Annotated in this window: 20 protein-coding genes; 7 read left to right on the top strand and 13 right to left on the bottom strand. The window is 39.3% G+C overall.

Annotated features, from left to right (window positions below; translation table 11 throughout):
* Positions 1-43 precede the first annotated feature (43 nt).
* The 5 genes from R1T16_RS16140 to R1T16_RS16120 all read left to right on the top strand — a co-directional run bounded on the left by R1T16_RS16140 (position 44) and on the right by R1T16_RS16120 (position 9,792).
* Positions 44-5,800 carry a T9SS type A sorting domain-containing protein gene (locus R1T16_RS16140; protein ID WP_317502164.1) on the top strand — a complete coding sequence of 1,919 codons (5,757 nt, stop codon included), beginning with the start codon at positions 44-46 and terminating at the stop codon, positions 5,798-5,800.
* Between the two features lie 103 nt (positions 5,801-5,903).
* Positions 5,904-6,899, top strand: a complete 996-nt coding sequence (locus tag R1T16_RS16135; protein ID WP_317502163.1) for a glycosyltransferase — start codon at positions 5,904-5,906, stop codon at positions 6,897-6,899.
* A complete protein-coding gene (coaE, locus tag R1T16_RS16130) occupies positions 6,899-7,492 on the top strand; it encodes a dephospho-CoA kinase (RefSeq protein WP_317502162.1) in 594 nt (197 codons plus the stop codon). Before R1T16_RS16135 ends, coaE begins: the two co-directional genes overlap by 1 nt.
* Before the next feature lie 65 nt (positions 7,493-7,557).
* Positions 7,558-9,063, top strand: a complete 1,506-nt coding sequence (locus tag R1T16_RS16125) for a HAMP domain-containing sensor histidine kinase (protein WP_317502161.1) — start codon at positions 7,558-7,560, stop codon at positions 9,061-9,063.
* A 6-nt stretch (positions 9,064-9,069) separates the two neighbouring features.
* Complete coding sequence (locus R1T16_RS16120; RefSeq protein ID WP_317502160.1) at positions 9,070-9,792, top strand: response regulator transcription factor; 723 nt, start codon at positions 9,070-9,072, stop codon at positions 9,790-9,792.
* A 34-nt stretch (positions 9,793-9,826) separates the two neighbouring features.
* Here the strand turns inward: R1T16_RS16120 and R1T16_RS16115 are convergent, their stop codons facing one another.
* The 9 genes from R1T16_RS16115 to R1T16_RS16075 all read right to left on the bottom strand — a co-directional run bounded on the left by R1T16_RS16115 (position 9,827) and on the right by R1T16_RS16075 (position 18,129).
* Entirely contained in the window at positions 9,827-10,567 is a 741-nt protein-coding gene (locus R1T16_RS16115) for an acyl-[acyl-carrier-protein] thioesterase (RefSeq protein ID WP_317502159.1), read from the bottom strand.
* Positions 10,554-11,483, bottom strand: coding sequence for a tRNA (adenosine(37)-N6)-dimethylallyltransferase MiaA (gene miaA, locus R1T16_RS16110; RefSeq protein ID WP_317502158.1), 930 nt, complete (start codon positions 11,481-11,483; stop codon positions 10,554-10,556). The genes R1T16_RS16115 and miaA overlap by 14 nt, the downstream gene beginning before the upstream one ends.
* Positions 11,483-12,310, bottom strand: coding sequence for an ion transporter (locus tag R1T16_RS16105; protein ID WP_317502157.1), 828 nt, complete (start codon positions 12,308-12,310; stop codon positions 11,483-11,485). Before R1T16_RS16105 ends, miaA begins: the two co-directional genes overlap by 1 nt.
* 38 nt (positions 12,311-12,348) lie before the next feature.
* Positions 12,349-13,713: an exonuclease domain-containing protein gene (locus R1T16_RS16100; protein WP_317502156.1), complete on the bottom strand. Its 1,365-nt coding sequence runs from the start codon at positions 13,711-13,713 to the stop codon at positions 12,349-12,351.
* A gap of 104 nt (positions 13,714-13,817) precedes the next feature.
* On the bottom strand, positions 13,818-14,480 hold the full coding sequence (locus R1T16_RS16095) for a YggS family pyridoxal phosphate-dependent enzyme (RefSeq protein ID WP_317502155.1): 663 nt from the start codon (positions 14,478-14,480) through the stop codon (positions 13,818-13,820).
* 125 nt (positions 14,481-14,605) lie between these two features.
* On the bottom strand, positions 14,606-15,823 hold the full coding sequence (locus tag R1T16_RS16090) for a DUF1015 domain-containing protein (RefSeq protein WP_317502154.1): 1,218 nt from the start codon (positions 15,821-15,823) through the stop codon (positions 14,606-14,608).
* A gap of 3 nt (positions 15,824-15,826) precedes the next feature.
* The gene (locus R1T16_RS16085; protein ID WP_317502153.1) at positions 15,827-16,180 is read right to left on the bottom strand and encodes an SdpI family protein; all 354 of its coding nucleotides are present in this window, start codon (positions 16,178-16,180) and stop codon (positions 15,827-15,829) included.
* A 50-nt stretch (positions 16,181-16,230) separates the two neighbouring features.
* A complete protein-coding gene (locus R1T16_RS16080; protein ID WP_317502152.1) occupies positions 16,231-17,121 on the bottom strand; it encodes a 3-hydroxybutyryl-CoA dehydrogenase in 891 nt (296 codons plus the stop codon).
* Between the two features lie 42 nt (positions 17,122-17,163).
* Positions 17,164-18,129 carry a Gfo/Idh/MocA family oxidoreductase gene (locus R1T16_RS16075; protein WP_317502151.1) on the bottom strand — a complete coding sequence of 322 codons (966 nt, stop codon included), beginning with the start codon at positions 18,127-18,129 and terminating at the stop codon, positions 17,164-17,166.
* A 170-nt stretch (positions 18,130-18,299) separates the two neighbouring features.
* Between R1T16_RS16075 and R1T16_RS16070 the strand changes: the two genes are divergently transcribed.
* Positions 18,300-18,941, top strand: coding sequence for a protein-L-isoaspartate(D-aspartate) O-methyltransferase (locus tag R1T16_RS16070; protein WP_317502150.1), 642 nt, complete (start codon positions 18,300-18,302; stop codon positions 18,939-18,941).
* 33 nt (positions 18,942-18,974) lie between these two features.
* Here R1T16_RS16070 and smpB read toward each other — a convergent pair whose 3' ends face one another.
* Positions 18,975-19,430, bottom strand: a complete 456-nt coding sequence (smpB, locus tag R1T16_RS16065; RefSeq protein WP_317502149.1) for an SsrA-binding protein SmpB — start codon at positions 19,428-19,430, stop codon at positions 18,975-18,977.
* A 114-nt stretch (positions 19,431-19,544) separates the two neighbouring features.
* Between smpB and R1T16_RS16060 the strand changes: the two genes are divergently transcribed.
* Positions 19,545-19,775 carry a VF530 family protein gene (locus R1T16_RS16060; protein ID WP_317502148.1) on the top strand — a complete coding sequence of 77 codons (231 nt, stop codon included), beginning with the start codon at positions 19,545-19,547 and terminating at the stop codon, positions 19,773-19,775.
* Here R1T16_RS16060 and R1T16_RS16055 read toward each other — a convergent pair.
* From R1T16_RS16055 to R1T16_RS16045, 3 genes are all read right to left on the bottom strand, one after another.
* Positions 19,772-21,352: a hypothetical protein gene (locus tag R1T16_RS16055; protein WP_317502147.1), complete on the bottom strand. Its 1,581-nt coding sequence runs from the start codon at positions 21,350-21,352 to the stop codon at positions 19,772-19,774. The two genes, R1T16_RS16060 and R1T16_RS16055, sit on opposite strands and share 4 nt — an antisense overlap.
* A gap of 10 nt (positions 21,353-21,362) precedes the next feature.
* Positions 21,363-22,517 (bottom strand): ABC transporter ATP-binding protein, encoded by a 1,155-nt coding sequence (locus R1T16_RS16050; protein WP_317502146.1) that lies wholly within the window; start codon positions 22,515-22,517, stop codon positions 21,363-21,365.
* A gap of 77 nt (positions 22,518-22,594) precedes the next feature.
* Positions 22,595-23,005, bottom strand: coding sequence for a hypothetical protein (locus R1T16_RS16045; RefSeq protein ID WP_317502145.1), 411 nt, complete (start codon positions 23,003-23,005; stop codon positions 22,595-22,597).
* Positions 23,006-23,049 lie beyond the last annotated feature (44 nt).

Below are 23,049 nucleotides of genomic sequence, written 5' to 3'. Positions count from 1 at the left end.
AAATTTTTTATTTTTATTAACTTTTAATTAATTAATCATTTATATGAAGAGAATTACTTTACTAATCGCTTTTTTATTCTCCGTAATAACGGCAGGATATGGGCAGGTTGCGGGCTACTCATTCTCGCAATCAACAGGTAATACGTACACAGAAATTACAGGAGGAACGGCCCTCGTTACCTGTAATGCTTGTAGTACAGCATACGACGCAGAAACGTATGCCATTACTTTGCCTACAAGTTTTCCGTATAATGGAACTGCAGTCACGTCTGTCGTGATGCGCGTTGATGGATCTTTGTTATTAGGTACTTCAACAACAAATTCAACAACTCCAATTAGCTCTTCTACTACGGGTACGGGCGTTATTTCCCCATTAGGAATGGATTTAAGGAATAGCACGGTAGGTGGTGTCTATGAGCTAAGATGGGAAGACACGGGTACTAATTATGTTTTTCAATGGAAAAATGCTTCCCGCTGGAATCAGGAAACCGTTGAAAGACTTGATTTTCAGGTTAGTATTAATAAAGCTACGGGTGTAATTAATTTTAATTATGGAGCTTTCACCGGAGTTGCGAATTCTACAGGGTATCAGCCTCAAGTTGGTTTAAGAGGATCGGCAAACACAGATTTTAATAACAGGGTTTTATCAATAAACGTGCCTGATTTTACTCCTTCATGGGATGATACAGCAAGTTCTTGGTCAAATTCATCTACTGTACGCTTTACGTCAGGTGCTCCAGCAGCTGTGGTGATGTCTGGTTTAAGATTTACTTATACTCCTGCGGTCGCCTGTTCGGGCACACCTGCAGGTGGTAGTGTAGCAGGATTTGCTGATCAGTTTATATGCGGTACCGGTACACCATCGGCAATTAGTATAATGAATGCGAATCCTGCTGCTCCCGGAATAACATTTCAGTGGGAACAATCTACAGATGGAGGGACTACCTGGTCTAATGCGGTAGGTGGTTCAGGAGCAACAACACTTTCTTATAGTCCACCAACTTTTGCAGGTACTGCAATTCGTTACAGACTAAAAACAACGTGTGCAAACAGTGCATTAACAGCTACATCATCTGTATCTACTGTAAATCCTATAGGAGCTCCTACTGTACAATCATCAAGTATAACGCTATCGGGTGATTTTGCAACAGGATTTACTGCATCTTGGACTAATGGTTCGGGAGCAAGAAGACTGGTTTATGTGAGTGATTCTCCTATTACAGATCCTGTTTCAGGAACTGCTATTCCTGCATATACTCCAAATGCAGCTTATTCTGGTACAGGTCAAAAGCTTGTATACGAAGGTACAGGTTCTTCAGTAACTGTAGGAGGACTGGGATGTGGTGTATATTATGTAAAGGTATTTGAATACAACAGATGTGGATCAGGTCCGTATGATGTTTATTTTAATACTACTTCAGGGTCAAATTCAGCAACAAAAGCTGTTACTCCAGCCGTTGCACTTCCTTCAGCTAATAATTTTACAGGTTTTACCGGAAGCAATCTTTTAACAGCTGTACCAGGTTGGTATGAAGCAGCTATTGTTACTGCTGCAGGTGCAACTCCTACAACGGCTAATCCTGCAGGTTTAACGTCGAGCTGGACAAGTTCGACTGCTTTTACAGCGACTACTGCAAGAGTTAACCTTACTTCTAATACTAAGAATGAATGGATCATTAGCCCTAAATTGGCTATTGCTGCAGCTTCAAGGGTTAAATTTAAGGCCGCTATAACAAATAATACTGCTGCTACTGCTAATGCTACAGGTATGCAGGGCACTGACGATAAGGTTTTTGTTATGATCACTACAGATTGTGGTGCTACATGGACACCGTTATATACTTTTAGTGCAGCAAACACTACTACGCTAACAAATGCGCTTACTGATTTTATTGTAGTCATACCATCGTCTTATATCGGTCAAACGGTTCAAGTAGGTTTTCAGGCAACAGAAGGTCCGGTTGATGATACTCCTAGTTATGATTTCCATATTAGCAATGTAATTGTAGAGGCTATCCCATCTTGTGAAAAACCTGTATTAACAGCTACTACAAACATAACCAAGAATAGCGCTACAATCAATTGGAATGCACCTACTTTGGGTGTGCCTACAGGTTATCAATACGTAGTATCTACTTCTAATACTACACCGGTAGCAGCAGGAACAGCTGTAACGGGTACAACTGCAAATGTTACATCACTAGCTCCTCTAACTACATATTATGTTTTTGTAAGAACAGCTTGCGGATCTGATTTTAGTGACTGGAGCCTTTCAGGCACATTTGGTACACTTTGTGACTACGGATCTGTAACAGCATCTACCCCTGCTACAAGATGCGGTGCAGGTAATATCACTTTGAATGCAACGGCAAGTGCAGGTTCTGCAATACAGTGGTTTGATGCAGCAACAGGGGGTAACCTTGTTGGTTCAGCTTCAGCATTAACAACTAATGTAAATGCTACAACTACTTTCTATGCTACATCTGCTACTGCGCTTGCAGGTACTGCAACAGTGGGTACGGGTGCAAGTTTGACAGACCCTGTTGAGGTTCTTACAGCATTTAACAACCGTTTTGCGGCATATAGGATGCAGATTGTTTATACTGTTGCCGACCTTAACGCTGCAGGCCTTGCTGCCGGCAATATCACGTCTCTGGCATTTAGGACTACTACTTTAGGCGACGGCGCTACAAATGCTAACTATACTGTTAAAATGGGTACTATTGCAACAGCAACTATACCTTCTACAACATTTGTGGCTTCGGGTCTTACTACCGTTTATGGTCCTGTTACGCATACTCATACAGCATCAGGATGGCAGGTTATCAACTTGACTACGCCTTATGTATGGAACGGAACTTCTAATATTATTGTAGAAGTATCTCATGCAGGTGCAGACCTTATAAACAATGCGGTTACTTACTACACATCAACAACAGGTAATACTGTACTTTATTCTACAGGAGTAGATCCTGTAACAGGAACACTTGCTGTAAAAAGACCGGATATTATGTTTGCAGGGCAGACATATTGCAGGTCTCCAAGAACAGCTGTTGTTGCGACTGTAAATGCTCCTCCGGCATTAACATTAAGTACTCCTGCCGCAGTTTGTGCAGGCCAGTCTACTGCTCCTGTAACGATAGTAACCGGTGCAGGGGCGTATGATGTCTTTACATGGACCCCGTCAACGGGTGTTGCAGGTAATGCTGCAACAGGATGGACATTTAATCCAGCTGTATCAACAGTGTATACGCTTCAGGCTTCACAGTCTGCAGGAACGCTTTGTAATGCCGCTCCGGTAACAGTATCTGTTACAATAGGACAAATACCTTCGGCAGCATCTATTTCTTCGTCTCCGGTTGCAGTATGTGAAGGTCAGTCACAGCCACTTACATTGTCTGGAGGTTTAACAGCAGCTTCAGTTGCTTACGGAAATGGAACTACTGCTCCAAGCACAACTTCATATCCTAATCCGTTCAGTGCTTATTACGGTGGTACTAAAACGCAAATTTTGTTTACAGCAGCCGAGCTTCAGGCTCAGGGAATAGTGAGCGGTACTGTAATTAATTCGCTTTCATTTGACTTTTTTGCTTCATCAGCATTTGAACTTAACGATATGAGAATTAAATTAGGTGCTACAGCTAATGATAACTTGACTGCGGGAGTGGTACCTTCTACAGGTCTTACAACAGTTTATAATGCTTCTTATACACCTACTGCAAATGCAACCGGTCTTGTGGCATTTACCCTTACGACACCTTTTAATTATAGTGGCGGTAATCTTGTTGTTGAAATTGCTCACAATGCAGGTAATGGCGGTAATGGTAGTGGTACGAGAACTAAAACAACTGCTACAACTTTTGACAGTGTTTATACTCAGGCTAAAGACAATGTTGCTGGTAATGTTGCCGGTTTTGACGGTGAAGCTACTTATTCTGTAGGCAGTGCATCGACATTGAGGCCTAATATCGTATTTGGTGCAGGTCTTCCTAATGCAGTAACCTGGGCACCGGTAACATCGCTTTATACTGATGCTGCTGCAACTGTGGCTTACACAGGACAGCCGGCATTAACGGTTTATGTAAAACCTACAGGAGCTCTTACGTATACAGCTACGGCCACAACGGCTATAGGGTGTACTTCTTCTGCAACAGTAAATGTTACTGTTACCGTAATCGCAGCACCTACAGTTGCTGCTGCAACACAGGAATTTTGTAACTCAGGAACTGTTGCTGGTCTTACTGCTACAGGTACAGCAATTAAATGGTATGCTGCAGCTACAGGCGGTACTGCTTTAGCGGCTACTACTGCTCTTGTAAATAATACTACATACTATGCTTCTCAAACGGTAAACGGATGCGAAAGCGTTGCGAGAACTGCTCTTACGGCAGTTATAAATGTTATTGCAGCTCCTACAGTTGCAGATGATACTCAGGAATTCTGTAATGCAGGTACTGTGGCAGAACTTCTTCCTAACGATGCTTCTATCAAATGGTATAGCGTTGCGACAGGTGGTACAGCTTTAGCTTCTACCGATGCTCTTGCTTCAGGTTCTTACTATGCTTCTCAAACTGTAAATGGATGCGAAGGACTTACAAGGACTTTAGTAACTGTAACTGTTAACGTTATTGCTGCTGCTCCTATTAATGCTGCTGCTCAGGAATTCTGTAATGCAGCTACTGTTGCAGATCTGCTTCCAAACGATGCATCAATCAAATGGTATGCAGATGCTACAGGTGGTACAGCTTTAGCTTCTACAGAAGCTCTTGTTGACGGTACTACTTATTATGCTTCTCAAACTATCGGTACTTGCGAAGGTCTTGTAAGAGGCGCTGTTACGGCTACAATAAATGTTACTGCTGCTCCAACCGGAGATAGCGAGCAGGAATTCTGTTCTGCTGCCACTGTTGCACAGCTTACAGCTACTGGCGATAACATCACATGGTATGATGCTGCTATAGCCGGTAATATTGTTGCTGCTGATGCCGCACTTGTAAATGGTACTACTTACTACGCTTCTCAAACAATTGATACTTGCGAAGGCTTAACAAGATTTGGCGTAACTGCGGTTATACACAATGTTGTTGCAGATGCTCCGGCTGATGTTAACGAATGTTACTCTTATGTACTTCCTGTACTTACAAGCGGTGCTTACTTTACTGAAGCTGGTGGTCTTGGAACTGAAGTTGCGGCTGGTACTGCAATCGAAGAGACAACTACTCTTTATGTATATGCTACAGAAGGTACAGATATTGTATGTTCTGACGAAAACTCTTTTGTTATAACAATTGCAAATATTGCTGCTCCAACAGGAGATTCTCCTCAAACGGTAAGTGTAACTGATGCTGCCGATGCTACAATTGCAGATATTGTTGTAACTGCTCAGGGAACCGTTACATGGTATGCTACTGAAGCAGATGCTGCTGCAGGAACTAATCCTCTTGCTGCAGACACTCAGCTTACACAGGGTGCTACTTACTACGCTACGCAAACTGTAGGTACCTGTGAAAGTGCTAATGCTCTTGCAGTAACTGTAGACGTGGTGCTTGGAGATAAAGGATTTGATGTAAAAGCATTTACTTTCTATCCAAACCCTGTTAAAGATGTATTGAATATTTCTTACTCTTCAGATATTACATCTGTTACAGTATTCAACCTATTAGGCCAGCAGGTTATTACACTTGCTCCTAACAGTGCGGATGTGAAATTAGATATGTCTGCGCTTGCTGATGCTGCTTACATTGTAAATGTAACGGCAGGTAACACAGTAAAAACAATTAAAGTTATCAAAAGACAATAATTGAAATATAGGCAGGTATTACTACCTGTCGTAATAATTAAGCCACCAATTTTGGTGGCTTTTTTATTTATAAAAGAGTAACTTTGTTAAAAAAATAAACCGGATGTTTTTTTCACTTATAATCCCTGTGTTTAACAGGCCAGACGAAGTAGAAGAGCTTTTACAGAGTCTGACGCTGCAATCGTTTAAAGAAGACTACGAGATCGTTATTATTGAAGACGGATCAGCCATAACCTGTAAGGATGTTGTAGACAGTTACAATGGCAGGCTCAATATTTCGTATTACTTTAAGCCTAATAGCGGGCCGGGTGATTCCAGGAATTACGGAATGAAAATAGCGAAAGGGGACTATTTTATTATACTCGACTCAGATTGTATTATTCCGCCGCATTACATGGAGAGCGTAAATACAAATCTGACACTTAATTATGTGGACTGTTTTGGTGGTCCTGATGCTGCACTTGACTCGTTCAGCGACGTTCAGAAAGCAATTAATTTTTCCATGACATCGTTTCTTACTACCGGCGGTGTAAGAGGAAAATCGGAAAAAATTGAAAAATTCCAGCCAAGGAGCTTTAATATGGGGATCTCTAAAAACGCTTTTGAAACATCTGGAGGTTTTGGCCATATCCACCCGGGAGAAGATCCTGATCTTTCTATCCGTTTATGGAAGCTGGGGTATAAGACGACATTGTTTACAGATTCTTATGTATACCATAAACGCAGGATTGACTGGGAAAAATTTAAAAAACAGGTAAATAAATTTGGTAAAGCCCGTCCTATTCTTGATTTATGGCATCCTGAGTATAAAAAGATCACATTTCTTTTTCCTACACTATTTATACTTGGGTTGACCGGTTCGCTTATCTTGGCCTTGTTTGGTGTTTACTTTTTTGCATATCTATATATAATGTATACACTTTTAGTATCGATTATTTCATCACTACAAAACAAAAGTTTTAAAATCGGTTTACTATCTGTCATAGCAGTATTTATACAATTTTACGGATATGGCAGCGGATACCTTCAGTCTTTTGTAAAGGTTCATATCTTAAAAGAAGATCCCAAAAAAGCATTTCCCGAATTATTCTTTAAGTAATGGCAGCAAGACTCATTGGGCTTACAGGCGGTATAGGCAGTGGTAAAACAACTATAGCTAACTTTTTTAAGGAGCAGGGAATACCGCTTTATATAGCGGATGATGAGGCTAAAACAATTTTGTATACTCCAGACGCTGTTAAAGAGGTAAGAGAAGCATTTGGTAAAAATGTATTTACCAATGAAATGCCTGATAGGTCAAAGCTTGCTTCGGTAGTTTTTAGCGACCCTGAAAAGCTTAAAACGCTTAACGCAATTATTCACCCCAAGGTAAAAGAGCACTTTCAAAAGTGGATGGAGCAGCATAATAATGAAAAATTCGTAATAAGAGAGGCAGCAATATTGTTTGAAAGTGGCAGCTACATAGACTGCGATAAAATAATTTTAGTTACAGCACCTCTTGATCTAAGAATACGCAGAGTCATGGAAAGGGACAAAACAACGAGAGAAAAAGTTTTGGAACGTATTAATGCTCAGTGGGATGATAAAAAAAAAGAAGAATTAAGCGATTTTATAATTACAAATATTGAATTGGAAAATGCTAAGGCACATGCGTTAGAAATCCTTAAAATTCTAAATAAAATGGAAAAATAAGGCCTGCTGTTAATGTTTGGTTAATGTATCCTTGCTGTAAATGTTAAAATGTTAATTTTGTAACGATGAATAAGACGAGATTTCGCTTACTGGTGTTTTTTATGAGCCTATCGCTGATAGGTATAATACTGGTGCAGCTTTATTGGGTCAACTCATCCCTAAAAACAAGCGGGGAGCAGTTTCAGTATAATGTTCAGCATGTGCTTGAAAAAACATCATACCGTATAGGTAAAGAAGCAGAAAAAAAGTTTTATAAGATTGCCGAAGATTATCTGGATAGCACAGGTCATGAACCTACAAGAGCTGATCTCTTAGGTGTTTATCAGTACAGTAAAACTAAGGATGCAAAAATTATTTATTCGGAACATTTAACCGGAAATGATTACAGGGAAGAGGACTTTGATAATGACGACTCCGGTATTGTAAAAAAAGGCAGGTTAAAATCGGGTAGTGGCAGGAATTTTGATGATAAAGCAAAAGGTGTGATAAGTTCAAACCAGCTCAGTCTTTATTTAAGGGATTTTAGAGAATATAACCCGATAGAACTGTGGCTAACAAGTCAGGAACTAGGAGATATTATTGCTGAGGAACTCAGTAAAAATAAGATCAATATTGAATTTGATTTTGCCATCTACAAAAATCAGCTGGCAACAAGTATTGGTTCGAAGACTTTTAAGTATATACCGGATAATCACGAAGATTATGCAATTTTTGATAACAACGGAAGATCCAGATTTGCATTATTATTGACTTTTCCTAAAAAGGAGAATTTTTTGTTCAGGGAGATTTTTAGTATAACGTTATTGTCTATAATTTTTACACTAATTATCATAATTGCTTATTTGAGTGCTATTAACCAGCTTATCAAACAAAAGCAGATATCTGAGATCAAGACAGATTTTATAAACAATATGACGCATGAGTTCAAGACGCCCATTGCTACAATTAACCTTGCATTAGACGCGATCAAGAACCCGAAGATATTTACCGACCCCGAGAAGGTACAGCGATATCTCCAGATGATAAGGGACGAGAATAAAAGGATGCATGCACAGGTAGAAAATGTGCTGCAGATTTCTAAGCTGGATAAAAGAGAGCTTGATATTACAAAAGACCAAGCCGACATTCACGAGGTGATTGAAGACGCAATTGAGCATGTTCATCTTATTATTGAAAAAAGAAACGGAACGCTGACGAAGCATTTTGATGCACAAAGAACAACGGCGTTGCTAAATGATGTGCATTTTACGAATGTTCTTGTTAATATTCTGGATAATGCCATCAAATATTCTCCTGAAGAACCCGTTATAGATATTCATACCGAGAACGTGAAAGACTTTATTCTTATAAAGATCAAAGATCACGGTTTAGGGATGTCTAAAGTAACGATGAAAAGGATCTTTGAGAAATTCTACAGAGAGCACACAGGAGACATACATAACGTAAAAGGGCATGGCTTAGGGCTGGCTTACGTGAAACGAATTATAGACGACCATAATTGCCACATTTACGTGGAAAGTGAAAAAGGAAAAGGGAGCACCTTTATAATAAAAATGCCATTAATTAATTAAAAAAATATGGAAGAAGCAAACAAAAAGATTCTCTTAGTTGAAGACGATCCAAATTTTGGGGCGGTACTTAAAGACTATTTGTTAATCAACGATTTTGATGTTACACTAGCTAAAAACGGAATGGAAGGTTTCGAAAAATTCAAGAAAGATAACTTCGACTTATGTATTCTTGATGTCATGATGCCTTACAAAGACGGATATACACTTGCAAGAGAGATTAGGGAAAAAAATAAGGAAGTGCCCATCATTTTCCTTACTGCCAAATCGATGAAGGAAGATGTATTGAAAGGTTATAAAGTGGGTGCAGATGATTATCTGAACAAACCTTTTGATTCTGAAGTTCTTTTGATGAAAATCAAAGCTATTATTCAGAGAAAAGCATCCGAAACTAAAACGGATAACTCTAAATTTGAATTCCAGATTGGTAAATTCCACCTGAACTCAAAACTTAGATTCCTTACTTTTGATAACGATGAGCCTATAAAACTATCGCCAAAAGAAAACGAACTTCTAAAAATGCTTGCGCTGCATGAAAATGACCTGATGCCAAGAGAACTTGCTCTTACCAAAATATGGAGAGATGACAACTACTTTACATCAAGAAGTATGGATGTTTACATCGCTAAGCTAAGAAAATACCTTAAACCGGATGAGGATGTAGAAATACTGAACATTCACGGTGAAGGCTTCAGGCTTGTTGTTAAAAACAAAGTTTCTGAAGAGAAATAAGACTAAAAATGCCCCTTATTTTTAAGGGGCATTTTTATTTCCAGTTCAGTTCAAGTGCAAAACTGGGTTTTTCGTTTTTGCTTACCACAAAATAAGTTTGTTTATCTTCTGCTGCGGTATGTATCTGTATTTCGTCGCCCATCATCAGTTCGCGCATATAGTTCATGTCAAAGCTTTTTAGCTGCTGTTTCAGGATAGGGCGGTGGTCTATGCTGTCAAGGCACCACTCAAGGTATTTTACATTGTTTGCATGGAAAACGATATCAAGGTCAGACAGGACAACCTTCTTTTCGAAAGCAAGAGCGCTTTCCCTTTGCAGGTTTACCTTTCTAAACGATTCTGATGTCGCCTCCCTTTCAGGGAATTTTTCAAAATGCTCATGGGGCAGGGCAAGCGCTTCGGCTTTTCTCAGTTTGGTGTTGAACACAGCCCAGTAAGTAACTGATCCCACTATTTTCTTATCGCCCACATACATTTCCAGTGCACGTATAGAACGCGAACCCTGTAGATCGTATATCCACGTCTTTACCGTAACAATATCACGCCATTTAGGCAATTCTTCAATTTCAACACGCATGCGGCTCAGTACCCATGCCTGGTCAAATTCCTGCATATCTGTAAAGCTCAGACCACCGTGTTCGGCATGGTATCCGGCCGTTAGCTGAAGCAGGTTGCAAAGCTCAGTGTGCTTAAGCAATCCGTTAGGGTTGCACTGTAAAAAATTTATTTCCCAGTCGTGAGAGTAAACAGATGTAAACTGATCAGATATTGGCATTTGATTGTGTATCTATATAATTAATAACTTCTGCTGCCGGTGATTTAAAATCAAACCATCTGGCAGTTTCACTACGCTTAAACCAGGTCATTTGCCTTTTGGCAAAACGGCGCGTATTCTTTTTTATTTCTTCTAATGCAAAGTCGAGCGTAATCTCACCGTCAAAGTAACTAAACAGTTCGCGGTATCCCACTGTTTGCAGTGCATTAAGTTTTTTGTTTGGATATAACGCTTTTGCCTCATCTAAAATGCCTTCGTTTACCATAATATTTACCCTTTGGTCGATGCGGCTGTACATGGTTTCCCTTTCGGCTTCAAGTCCAATAACTATTGGAATGAATTGCCTGCTGTTCTTTTTTATGTTCAGGAATGAAGAATACGGTTTTCCGGAACTGATACATACTTCCAGGGCGCGCATCATTCTTTGCGGATTTCCCGTTGCTACGTTTTCATAGTGTATAGGGTCAAGTCTTTGCAATTCCTGTTGCAAATATTCTATACCTTTCTCTTCATAATTCGCGATAAGCAATTCTCTTACCGACATATCAACGTCAGGAAAATCGTCAAAACCTTTTAATACAGCATCTATATATAGTCCAGATCCACCTACCATAACAGCAAAATCATTGTTCTGGTAAAGTGCATCAAGCTTGGCGATGGCATCGCGCTCAAAATCGCCTACGTTGTAATCTTTAAAGATGCTTATGTGTTGTATAAAATGATGTTTTGCGCCTGCCAGTTCCTCTTTAGAAGGTACGGCCGTACCAATAGCCATTTCTTTAAAGAACTGCCTGCTATCGGCAGATATGATCTCGCAATTATAATGTTTGGCAATTTCGATAGCCATGGCTGTTTTGCCTATGGCAGTAGGGCCTATTACAGTAATAAGGTACTTATTTGGTAAATGTGTGTTCATCAGGTATCAAGTGAATGTCCGCAATTATAGCAGAATTTTGCATCGTCACGGTGTTTTTCGGCACCGCAATTAGGGCATACCTGGGTATTGAGGTTAATTACGCCCTTATCACGCATAAGTTCGGCTGTTACAAGCCCGGTGGGCACAGCAATAATACCATACCCCAGTATCATAATGAGTGACGAAACGAACTGCCCAAAAGGCGTTGCAGGAGTTATATCGCCAAAGCCAACAGTAGTAAGCGTTACCACAGTCCAGTAAATGCTGATGGGGATACTTGTAAAGCCATTTTCAGGCCCTTCTATCATATACATGAGTGTACCGAGTATGATGCACAATACGATTACGTTAAACAGGAATACCGCTATTTTAGCACGGCTCGATTTTAAGGCTACAAGTAATTGGTTAGAAGCACCAACGAAATGTGCCAGCTTGAGTATCCTGAAAATACGCAGCAGACGTATGGCTCGTATAGCTATTAATACACCCGTTCCCGGAAATAAAAGCCCCACGTATTTAGGTATGGTAGCCAATAGGTCTACAATACCATAAAAGCTGAAGATGTAATGTATAGGTTTTTTTACAGCGATAATTCGTGCTATATATTCAAGCGTAAAAAAGATTGTAACAATCCATTCTATAACAGCTAAGGCATGCCCGTATTTTATCTTTATGGAAGCTATACTTTCAAGCATTACAGCAGCAACGCTAATAAGTATTACAGCCAGCAGCGCAAGGTCAAAAAAACGGCCTGCGGGCGTGTCGGCTTCATATACAATTGTATGCAGCTTTTTGCGGAAATCTTCGGTTATAATGCCGTTTTTCAAGGGGTTTGGTTTTGCTTTTATCAAAAATAAGCAATCTATTATAGACGCACTATTTTTAAGCCTTTCTTTTTACGAATGTAGCTTCGAATGATCTTTTTTGCATCCTTGTTGTTTTCCATAGGGACAAGAATGTTTTTAAGGATTTCGATATTATTTACCTGGTAGTTAAGGTTAAAAAAAGCATAGCCCTTATACTCGCCTTTTTCAATAAGCACGGCGCTGCGCTCATCTATGGTACGGCCCTTATCTATAATTATCATGCTCTGGTTATGAAAGCTATTGTTGTTAATGAACTCCATAACGCGCTCATTATATTCAACCGGCGTTTCGTGGCCTATACAGGCGCCGTTGCAATTACCCAGCTCAAGCGGAAAGCAACTATCTTTATCAGACGTACTTATCTCATTTATCTTTTGGCAGAGCTTATATTTTTCGGTAATGGCAAAAAGGGCATCTCTTCCTTCCACGATACCGGGAAAAGAAACAATCTCTTTTTTACGGTTATCGGTCTTTTGGATCTTTAGGCATAGGTAGCCAAACTCATTTTTTTCGGCATAAAGCGACCATGGAAAAATGGTTTTTTTCATGGCACGGTTATAAACCGGTTTGTTTACCTTTATTTCCTGGCACTCTTTAAGAAGCGCAATAAGTTCGCTTCCGGTTTCTTCGTATTGTACTGAAAATGCTTCACGCTGCAGTTTTTTAGACTTTCGTGCTGCGCTGGTAAAATGTTGATTTACCCTCTTCTTTATATTTCTGCTTTTACCTAAATAGATAAGGTCGCCACTTTCTTTGTATATATAATATAATCCTGTAACTGATGGAATAGCCTCAACCAAATCAAGCAGCTTAGGCGAAATGCCTTTTTTCTGTTCGGTCTTTATAAGGCTTGTAAAAATTTCTTTTTCGGTGTCTTTAGATAGCAATAGCCTGAATAACTGAACCGTAGCCATGGCATCTCCCGTAGCGCGGTGCCTGTCGCTCATAGGTATACCTAATGCGCGTACTAATTTGCCAAGGCTGTGCGATTTTTGTTCGGGCAATAATTTTTGCGAAAGTTCTACAGTGCAGAGTGTCTGTTTTTCAAAATCGTACCCAAGGTTTTTAAACTCTGTGCGAAGAACACGGTAATCAAACTGGGCATTATGCGCCACGATAATGCAGCCTTCGGTAATTTCTATGATGCGTTTTGCCACTTCATAAAACTTAGGCGCACTGCGAAGCATGGCATTGTTTATACCGGTTAGCTTTACAACAAAAGGCTGTATGGGTTTTTCGGGGTTTACAAGACTAATAAACTGGTCTACAACTTCGTGGCCATCAAATTTGTAAATGGCGATCTCGGTAATACCTTCTTCATTAAATTGTCCTCCGGTAGTTTCTATGTCGAGTATGGCGTACAAAAAAAGCGTATGTTTTATGTTGAGTTTTAAAGTTACAAAGTACGTAAATTAAAATTATTGTCAATAGCCAAAGCCATCAAATTAATCAATGAATAACAACTGTTTTATCGATGGCCAAAAATACTGCTGCCAATGCGCACCATAGTACTTCCGCAGCCAATCGCGATGTTGTAATCTCCACTCATACCCATGCTCAGTGTTACGGGTTTAAGGTTTCGGGTTTCGGGTTTACTGCTCAAAACATCAAAAACAGTTTTAAGATGGGTAAATTCTTTACGTATCTGGTTTTCGTCTTCGGTAAAGGTAGCCATCCCCATAAGTCCGGTTACTTTTATATTTTCGAGTTGTTTGAATTCTTCCGATGCTAAAAGTTCGTCCAGTTCGTTTTCATCCATCCCGAATTTAGTTTCTTCTTCGGCAATATGCATCTGCAACAGGCAGTCGATAACGCGGTTGTTCTTTTTAGCCTGTTTGTTTATTTCTGCCAATAGTTTGAGGCTGTCCACACCATGTACAAGGCTTACAAACGTTGCCATGTATTTTACCTTATTGGTTTGCACGTGGCCTATCATGTGCCACTCTATATCCTTTGGCATTTCTGCGTGTTTGGCTTCCATTTCCTGTATCTTGTTTTCGCCAAAAATACGCTGGCCTGCATTGTAGGCTTCCATAAGATCGGGTACAGGTTTGGTTTTGCTAACTGCAACAAGAGTTACGTGAGCAGGAAGTGTTGATGTTATTTCTAGTAGGTTAGATTGTATTGACATAATTAAGGTATTGGATTTTTCGATTTATTCGAAAAAAAATGAAGGCAAATTTAAGCCTGTAAGTTCGTTTAGAAAAATTTCCTGATTGAGGTTGAATAAGCAAATTCTAACGGTCAAATGATTTGTTAAAGCTCATATACTACCAATCCACTCCTGAACTTTGGCTCAATGTATGTGCTTTTTGGCGGCATTATCAGGTTATTATCGGCTAAGTCTTTAATTTCATTGATACTTGCAGGATACAACATAAAGCCCACCTCATATTCCTCTTCATCTATCATCTGTTTTATCAGGGTGATAGGTTTGTTTCCGGGAATATATTCTATACGGTTGTCATTACGCAAATCGGTAATACCTAACAATGGGTGCAATACCTTTTCGTATAATATCTGGGCATCCAGCGCTTCTAAGGTCGAATCAAATGTAGTGTCCTTTAGCGTTAAGGCATAAAATTCACCGTCAAGGTACATCCCAAAACTGAATTTAGCATCGGGTTTCCATAGCTCCTGCGCTTTGTTCTCAACAGTAAAGTCGGCGTTTAAAGCGGTAAGGAACTGTTTTTTGCTCAGTCCGTTCAGGTCGTGGATAATGCGGTTATATTCGTATATCTTAAGGTCATTTTCTGCAATCAGGAAACTCATAAAGTAATCCAGGTTTGCATTGCCCGATGTCGCTTTGTCTTCATCATACAGCATTTCTGAAGATGCTGAACGGTGGTGCCCATCAGCGATATAGAGGCTTTCAATAGAGTTAAATTGTTCCTGAAGCCATTGTATTTCACTTTCATCCTTAATGCGCCACAGCGTATGCTTATCCCTGTTAAGCGAAGAGAACAGGTATAACGGACGTTTGTGCTTTTTATCGGCTATATATTTTGTAAGCTCGGGTTTTTCAGGATAGGTTATAAGTACGGGTTCCGTATTAAAGCCTGTAAGGTGAAGATAATCTTTAAAATATTCTACACGATAAGGCAGTGTATCCTCATGTTTTTTGATGATGTTATTTTTGTAATCGTCTATAGATGTTCCGGCAATAATACCGGTATATACCCTGTTTTTGCTTTGTATTTCATAAAGGTAAAAAACGGGAGTACTTTCTCTTTTCAGGATTTCCTCGTCTTTGTATTCGTTGTATTTGGTGGCAACCGATTTAAATCTTGTCGTTGCAGATATCTTCTGCATATTCAAATACGCTGGTTTAAGCACATGCAGAAACGAAAAAGGATTATAGTCCAGTTGCGAAGCGAGTTCGGCGGGACTGTATTCGTCATACGAGCGCGATGTTACGAGGCTTACTTTGTCACGTGCCGGGCGTACTGCTTTAAAAGGAACTATTTTTGCCATGTATTATTTTCCAAATCGTTTAATGATGGCGCGTTCTGTTTGTGTTAAAAGAACAATACAGGCTGCAATTGCTCCTGCCACACCTATTGCTGTTTCAATAAATTTTTCTTGCGGAAAGATCATTAGCAAGATACCTATTAGCATCATTCCGCTGCCACATTTTGCCATCATTGCAGCAGAATATTTCTGTGAAAAGTCCCATTTTTCCTGAGAAGCCATAGATGATCCTGTTCTGTAGCCGTATAATCCGTTAATTTTCTTAGGAGGGAAATAATACATAATCAGTCCCATAATTGTAAAGACTGCTCCGATAAGGAAAGGCATAGAGAAAATAGTGTTTATCCAGTTTGATTCCATAGTGTTACAAGATAGAAAAAAGACGGATTATAAACCCGTCTTCCTGTACATTATTTAGTAAACATTGCTGCAATTTTCTCAGCTTTTTTACTCTCTTTATAGTCGTAAAAACCTTCGCCCGACTTAACGCCCAGCTTACCGGCCATTACCATATTAACTAACAGCGGGCATGGCGCATATTTTGGATTTTTAAATCCGTCGTGCATTACATTAAGTATAGAAAGACAAACATCAAGGCCAATAAAATCGGCTAACTGAAGCGGACCCATAGGGTGTGCCATACCTAATTTCATAACCGTATCAATTTCGTAGACACCTGCAACACCATTGTAAAGTGTTTCAATAGCTTCGTTGATCATCGGCATAAGAATGCGGTTTGCTACAAAACCAGGGTAATCGTTAACCTCTACAGGTACTTTACCCAGTTTTTCAGAAAGTTCCATTATAGCATTAGTCACCTCGTCTGATGTATTATATCCACGGATGATCTCCACCAGTTTCATGATGGGCACAGGATTCATAAAGTGCATGCCTATTACTTTGTCCTGCCTTTTAGTAACAGCAGCAATCTGTGTTATAGAGATAGAAGAGGTATTTGTAGCAAGAATTGTTTTCTCATCGCAAAAACCGTCAAGGTCTTTAAAAATGCGCAGTTTAAGCTCAACATTTTCGGTAGCCGCTTCCACAACAAGGTCGGCGTTAACCACACCATCTTTAATATCAGTATAAGTAATGATATTAGTAATGGTTTTGGCTTTGTCTTCCCCAGTTATAGTGCCTTTAGCAACCATACGGTCAAGATTAGCTTCAATAGTAGCCATTGCTTTATCAAGGGTTGTCTCAGACTTGTCAATCAGCTTAACGTTAAAGCCGTTTTGTGCAAAGGTGTGGGCAATACCATTACCCATTGTTCCTGCACCTATTACTGCAATGTTTTTCATTTTATTTGTTGTTTGTATATAGGATTTGTTTGTTGTCTGATATTACTTCTTAAAGCAATCAATAATCTGATAGGCTACACGAAGTGCTTCCGTACCATCTTCAAGTGTTACAATCGGGGTAGTATTGTTGTTAATGGCGTCTGCAAATGTTTCAAGCTCATCAAGTATGGCATTGTTTGCGTTAACGTCAGGATTGTCAAAATAAATCTGTTTTTTGATGCCTTCAGCGTTTTGCAGTATCATGTCAAAATCTCCCGGGACTTCCGGTGCATCCTTCATTTTTACCACTTCGCAGATCTTGTCAAGAAAGTCAACCGAGATATAAGCATCTTTCTGGAAGAAACGCGATTTGCGCATGTTCTTCATAGAGATGCGGCTTGCCGTTAGGTTTGCCACACAGCCATTTTCAAACTCAAGACGGGCATTGGCAATATCAGGCGTATCGCTGATTACCGAAACACCACTGGCATTGATAAGGCTTACCTTAGATTTTACAACGCTAAGTATAACATCAATGTCATGTATCATTAGATCCAGTACCACAGGAACATCTGTACCACGCGGATTAAACTCTGCCAGGCGGTGTGTTTCTATGAACATTGGGTTTTCGATCTTGTCTTTTGTCGCTATAAAAGCAGGGTTAAAGCGCTCTACATGGCCTACCTGTCCTTTTACATTATATTGTTTGCTAAGGGCGATAAGCTCATCAGCTTCTTCAACAGTATTAGATATAGGCTTTTCTATGAACAGGTGTTTACCAGCCTGAATAACATCTTTTGCACAGTCGTAGTGGGATAGGGTAGGTGTTACGATGTCTACAACATCTACAGCCTCTATAAGTGATTGTATGGTGTCAAATTTTTTGTAACCGAATTCAGCGGCTACTTTATCTGCGTTTTCGCTGTTAGGATCGTAAAAACCTACAAGGTCATATTTTTCAGATTGGTTAAGCAATCTAAGGTGTATCTTTCCGAGATGACCGGCACCTAATACGCCAACTTTTAGCATAAGTATAAATTTTGAAAAACAAAAATACTATTATTTGGTTTGAAATAACAAAAGCATCTGCCAAAAGAGCCTATAATTTTGCTGAATCTTTAAAATATGCTTTAAGAAGATTTTAAGATTTGAGAATACCGTATTGTTTGCTATTTTTACAAAAATAAATTCCCTTACCATTGAAAGATACAGCCAAACATCAAGGACTTCGCAATCAGCTTTCTGCCGTCTTGGAACAGAAAGGCATTACCGATAAGAATGTTCTTGAGGCGATAAAAAAAGTGCCGCGCCACCTTTTTCTTAATTCAAGTTTTGAAGATTATGCCTATCAGGATAAGGCATTTCCTATAGGGGCAGGGCAAACCATATCTCAGCCTTATACCGTGGCTTTTCAGTCGCAGCTGCTTGAAGTAGAGAAAGATCATAAGGTATTAGAAATAGGAACAGGGTCTGGTTATCAAACGGCTGTGTTGTATGCAATGGGCGCTAAGGTATTCAGCGTAGAAAGGCAGAATGAATTATTTAAAACCACATCGCTGCTGCTGCCTAAGCTCAATATAAGGCCTAAGCATCTTTCTTTTGGCGATGGCTACAAAGGGCTTCCTAATTACGCCCCTTTTGACAGCATTATCGTTACGGCAGGTGCGCCGATGATACCCAAACCGCTTATGGCGCAGCTTAAAATAGGTGGAAGGCTCGTAATACCTGTAGGCGACGACCCGCAGATTATGACCATGCTGATACGTAAAAACGAAACGCAGTTTGAAAAACATGAATTCGGTGAATTCAGGTTTGTACCGCTGCTTGAAAATAAAAACTAAAAATGGCCTCATAATTTACATGAGGCCATTTTTTTATTTGAATTCTTTTTTGATCCTGTCAATGTCACGTTTGGAGTCACGCTCTTTCATCGTTTCACGTTTGTCATAGTTTTTCTTACCACGAGCCAGCCCAATGTCAAGCTTTGCAATGCCTTTTTCGTTAGTAAAAAGCTTAAGCGGAATTATGGTAAGCCCTTTGTTCTGCACGCTCTTTAAAAGGCCTTTAAGCTCTTTTTTATTCAGGAGCAGTTTACGTTCGCTTTTTGGGGTATGGCTAAAGCTGCGGCTATAGGCATATTCTTCAATGTTTGTATTGATGGCAAACAGCTCATGTTCGTGAAATTCGCAAAAACTTTCGGCAATAGAAGCCTTGCCCAAACGTATGGATTTAATTTCAGAGCCGGCCAGTACAATGCCCGCTGTGTAGGTTTCAATTATTTCATAATCAAACCTTGCTCTCTTGTTTAGTATATTAACCGTTTTTTGCATAAGGACTGCAAAGGTAAGCACAATAGTTTAATGCTACAACTGCTGTATTAGTTACAATTATTATAATTTTTTGCCTCAGGCTTCCGCTTTAATGTTATTCACTATTTTTGCAACATGGAAAACACAGTTTCAAACAATCCGATGCATGGCATAACGCTAAAGAAAATACTGGAAGACCTTGTAGGCTTTTACGGCTTTGGTACACTGGGTGAACTTATAAAGATAAAATGCTTTAACGAAAACCCAAGCATTAAATCAAGCCTTACCTTTTTGCGTAAAACAGATTGGGCACGCAAAAAGGTTGAAGAGCTTTATATCAGGACCCTGCCTAAGTTAAACAATTAGGCTTCGGCGATTCCTTTCCATTTCTTTATAGAGACCGTAAAGAAGTACATATACAAACCAACAAACACTATGTTTAAAAAGAACATAGTACCAAAATTTGCATTTGTCCATACATAGACGGGATTATCAAAACTCACAGTCTTACCGTCTATAATCTTATAAGTATATAAATTTCGTGTGGCGTGGTTAAGTATTGTATATGCTGCCGGTATCAAGAAAGGCAGCAGCCATAATAGCATATTGAGTACAATACCTGAAATACCTTTTGACTTTCTTTGGGACGTTATAATATAATAAAGCAGCAATAGAATTACGATTACCACCCAAATAGCTAAAAACATATATTCGCCATTTATCCGCCTAAATCTGTAATCTACAACTTCGTCAATTACAACTGATAATAAAGCTGTAGCAAAAACAAGTATTCCTCCGCTTACTCCCGATATAAGCCAGCTTCTGCCTGATGTTGCCCTGAATGAAAATAATAGCATAGACAATCCCAGCGTGAAATAGATAAGTGCTGCCAGCATTGTAAAATTTGCGACAGGATTCGTATAAGCTTTATTAATTCTTCCATAGACAGTTTTAAGTGCGCTCATAGGAACATAATACTTAGGCAATATAACAGATTTGCCATTCACTACCTTTTTTATATTGATGCTGTAATCAATTTTTGCGCTGTCTAAAGGAGTATATTGGTCATATTGGTACTCGTCGTATTCATCAGTGTTGCTGAGAGTATTATTCTCAGTTTCATAAGCAAAAACAGGGCTGAAAGAGTTGTTGCCTATCACTTTATAATGGTTAAAATCAGGATAATGATATATAAGATCAAACCACTCATTGGCGGTAATATTTCCTTTTAGGTCGTGCTCTTTTTCGGCCAGGTCATGAAATTGTTTTAATACGTTATAAATAGAATCTTTATTTCCGTTTACCAGCCATCTTCTCACTTTTCTTAAAGTAACTGAATCTTTACTATGTCCCTGCATTGAGAATGTATATGGAAGTTTATTAAGCAAGGAGCTAAACTCGTATGTTTTACCACAGTAGCTAAATATTTTTCTTGTATATCTTCTCTTATTGAATACGGTATCGGTGCCCCTTTCGTAACTGCCCTCAGTAAATAAAGAGGCTTTAGACAGTATGTCCTGTCTTTTGATCAGTTCTGCCTTAGAGTAATAATGCCTTGCCCGTACTTCGGTTGCATACGTAAATGTTATAAAATAAGAACAATTAAAGAGGCACACTATAAAGATCAGGATCCATTCTTTAAATAATGAAGTGCGTTTTTTAGGATAAAAGCTCTTAAATGCATTATTACGAATGTAATAAACGATCCACATTATAAGAATAAGCAAAGATAATATGATGCTTAAAAATGTTACTAAAGCCGGACTGCCTTCGCCATAATAATATTCTTCCCTTATTTCACTAAAGTCAATTTCTCCATAAATATATCCGCTAATAAAAAATATGATGTTTATGAGAAGTCCTGTTATTACTAATGGAACAAATTTTACATTCCAGAGAAGCGGATGGTTAAGAAGCAGGTAATGCTGGGTTTTTTTGAACATGGTGTAGCTGTTATGATACAAAAAAGCGTCTTGTAGAGTTAGAGATGTTTCGCAGGTAATTTACAGGAATATTATTTTTTGTAATAATTCCCATAAAATCATGGATGGTTTTATCGCTGGAAAAGGTTGCAATATAAGTTCCGCCGTTAAATTGGAGTGAAACCAATTCATGCTGGCTGAAAACGTTGTTCAGCAGGCTTTGTGTCCATTCGCTTTCAAATTCTATTACGAGCTGTTTTTCCTCCGGTGCAGTACCTTCCGGCGTGTTTCCGTGAAGGTTGCGCTGAACCCCTTGTTTTAAGAAAATAACCTGGTCAGACGTTTTCTCTACTTCATACAATTGCTGCGAGCTAAGAATAATACCAATAGGCCTGAATGGTGATTTTGCGATAGCCCTAAAATCTTCGAGCACGGTTTGCTGTGCCAATATGTCAAGGTTGGCAAGGGGTTCGTCTATAAGCAATATCTTAGGTTTCCTAAGCAGCATTCGTGCCAGTTCAAAACGCATCTTGTAGCCTGATGAAAGGTCTTTCCACGCATGCTGCCTGAATTTCCGCAATCCAAGGCGTGCTATTATAAGCTCAACGATAAGTATGTTTTCCTGTGGCAGGTAACCGTAAGATGCTGCTGTAAAAACTAAATTTTCATACATTGATCCCCTCCAGGTATCGGTGCGCTGCGGTATGTAAACCAGTTTTGTGCGCAGGTCATACGCATCTTCAAAATTAAAATTATAATCAATAGTGCCCGATGTGGCATAAAGCTCACCGCATAGCAAGCGGAGCAGGGTAGTCTTTCCGTTACCATTCTCGCCTACAAGCCCTACTATATCGCCTTCAGACAGATCGAGGTTTATTGGTCCCAAAGAAAACACAGAAGAATGTTTTTTTGTGAGGTGCTTTATATCAAGTATTTTTTCTTTTGGCTTTAAGGGCTTTACAGATAAGACAGAATACAATTCGTTCAGGAGCGAGGTTGTTTTTTCTGCGAGAGTAAATTTATCGTCATTAGCATCTGACCAGTCCAGAAAGTTGCAGGTTTTACGGTAAAATGTTACGTCTTCTGTGTCGAGTGTAAAATCTATTACACGCTTAATGGCTAATGTGTAGTCCTGAAATTTTATAAGGTCTTTTACTTCCTCAAAGCTTTTTTGAAAATCGGTCATGGTTGGTGATTGATTTTCAAATGTATTAAAGAAGTTCTTACAAAACTAAAAAATCTTCCCTTAGGAAGATTTTTGTATTATTCTGTAACGGTAATTTTTCTTACTATCATTTTGGTAGGGTCTGCAGCCACAAATCTCAGCTCATATTCTCCTGCCGTTGTCGCCGTAAAAGTATAAGGCGCCGTAGATTCTTTTGTAGTGGGAGGGCAGCTGCATCCTTCGTAGTCTAACAATATCCTTATTTCTTTAGGAGATGTAGTAGTGGCTTCTGCAAAACGGTTAAACTTACCGCACGTTCCAAGTGGAATAAATGCAACATTAAGAGTAATTGGTGTATTCACTGTTGTGGTTGTAGGGCCTGTTACACCTGTAGGGTTAGTGTAGCTCTGAAAGTAGCAATAATTGTCGTTATCATCTACAGAACAGGCTGCGCTAATGCACGCCAACACGATTAAAAATGCGACGAATTTAAATTTTAGATTTTTCATTTTGTTTTAATTTATAAGTAGATGATAAGTTTGCGTTCCGGTTG

This window comes from Flavobacterium sp. DG1-102-2 (assembly GCF_033042555.1).
Classification (GTDB): Bacteria; Bacteroidota; Bacteroidia; order Flavobacteriales; family Flavobacteriaceae; genus Flavobacterium.
The sequence above is the reverse complement of the archived record's forward strand: the minus strand, read 5'-3'. Positions and strand labels throughout refer to the sequence as shown.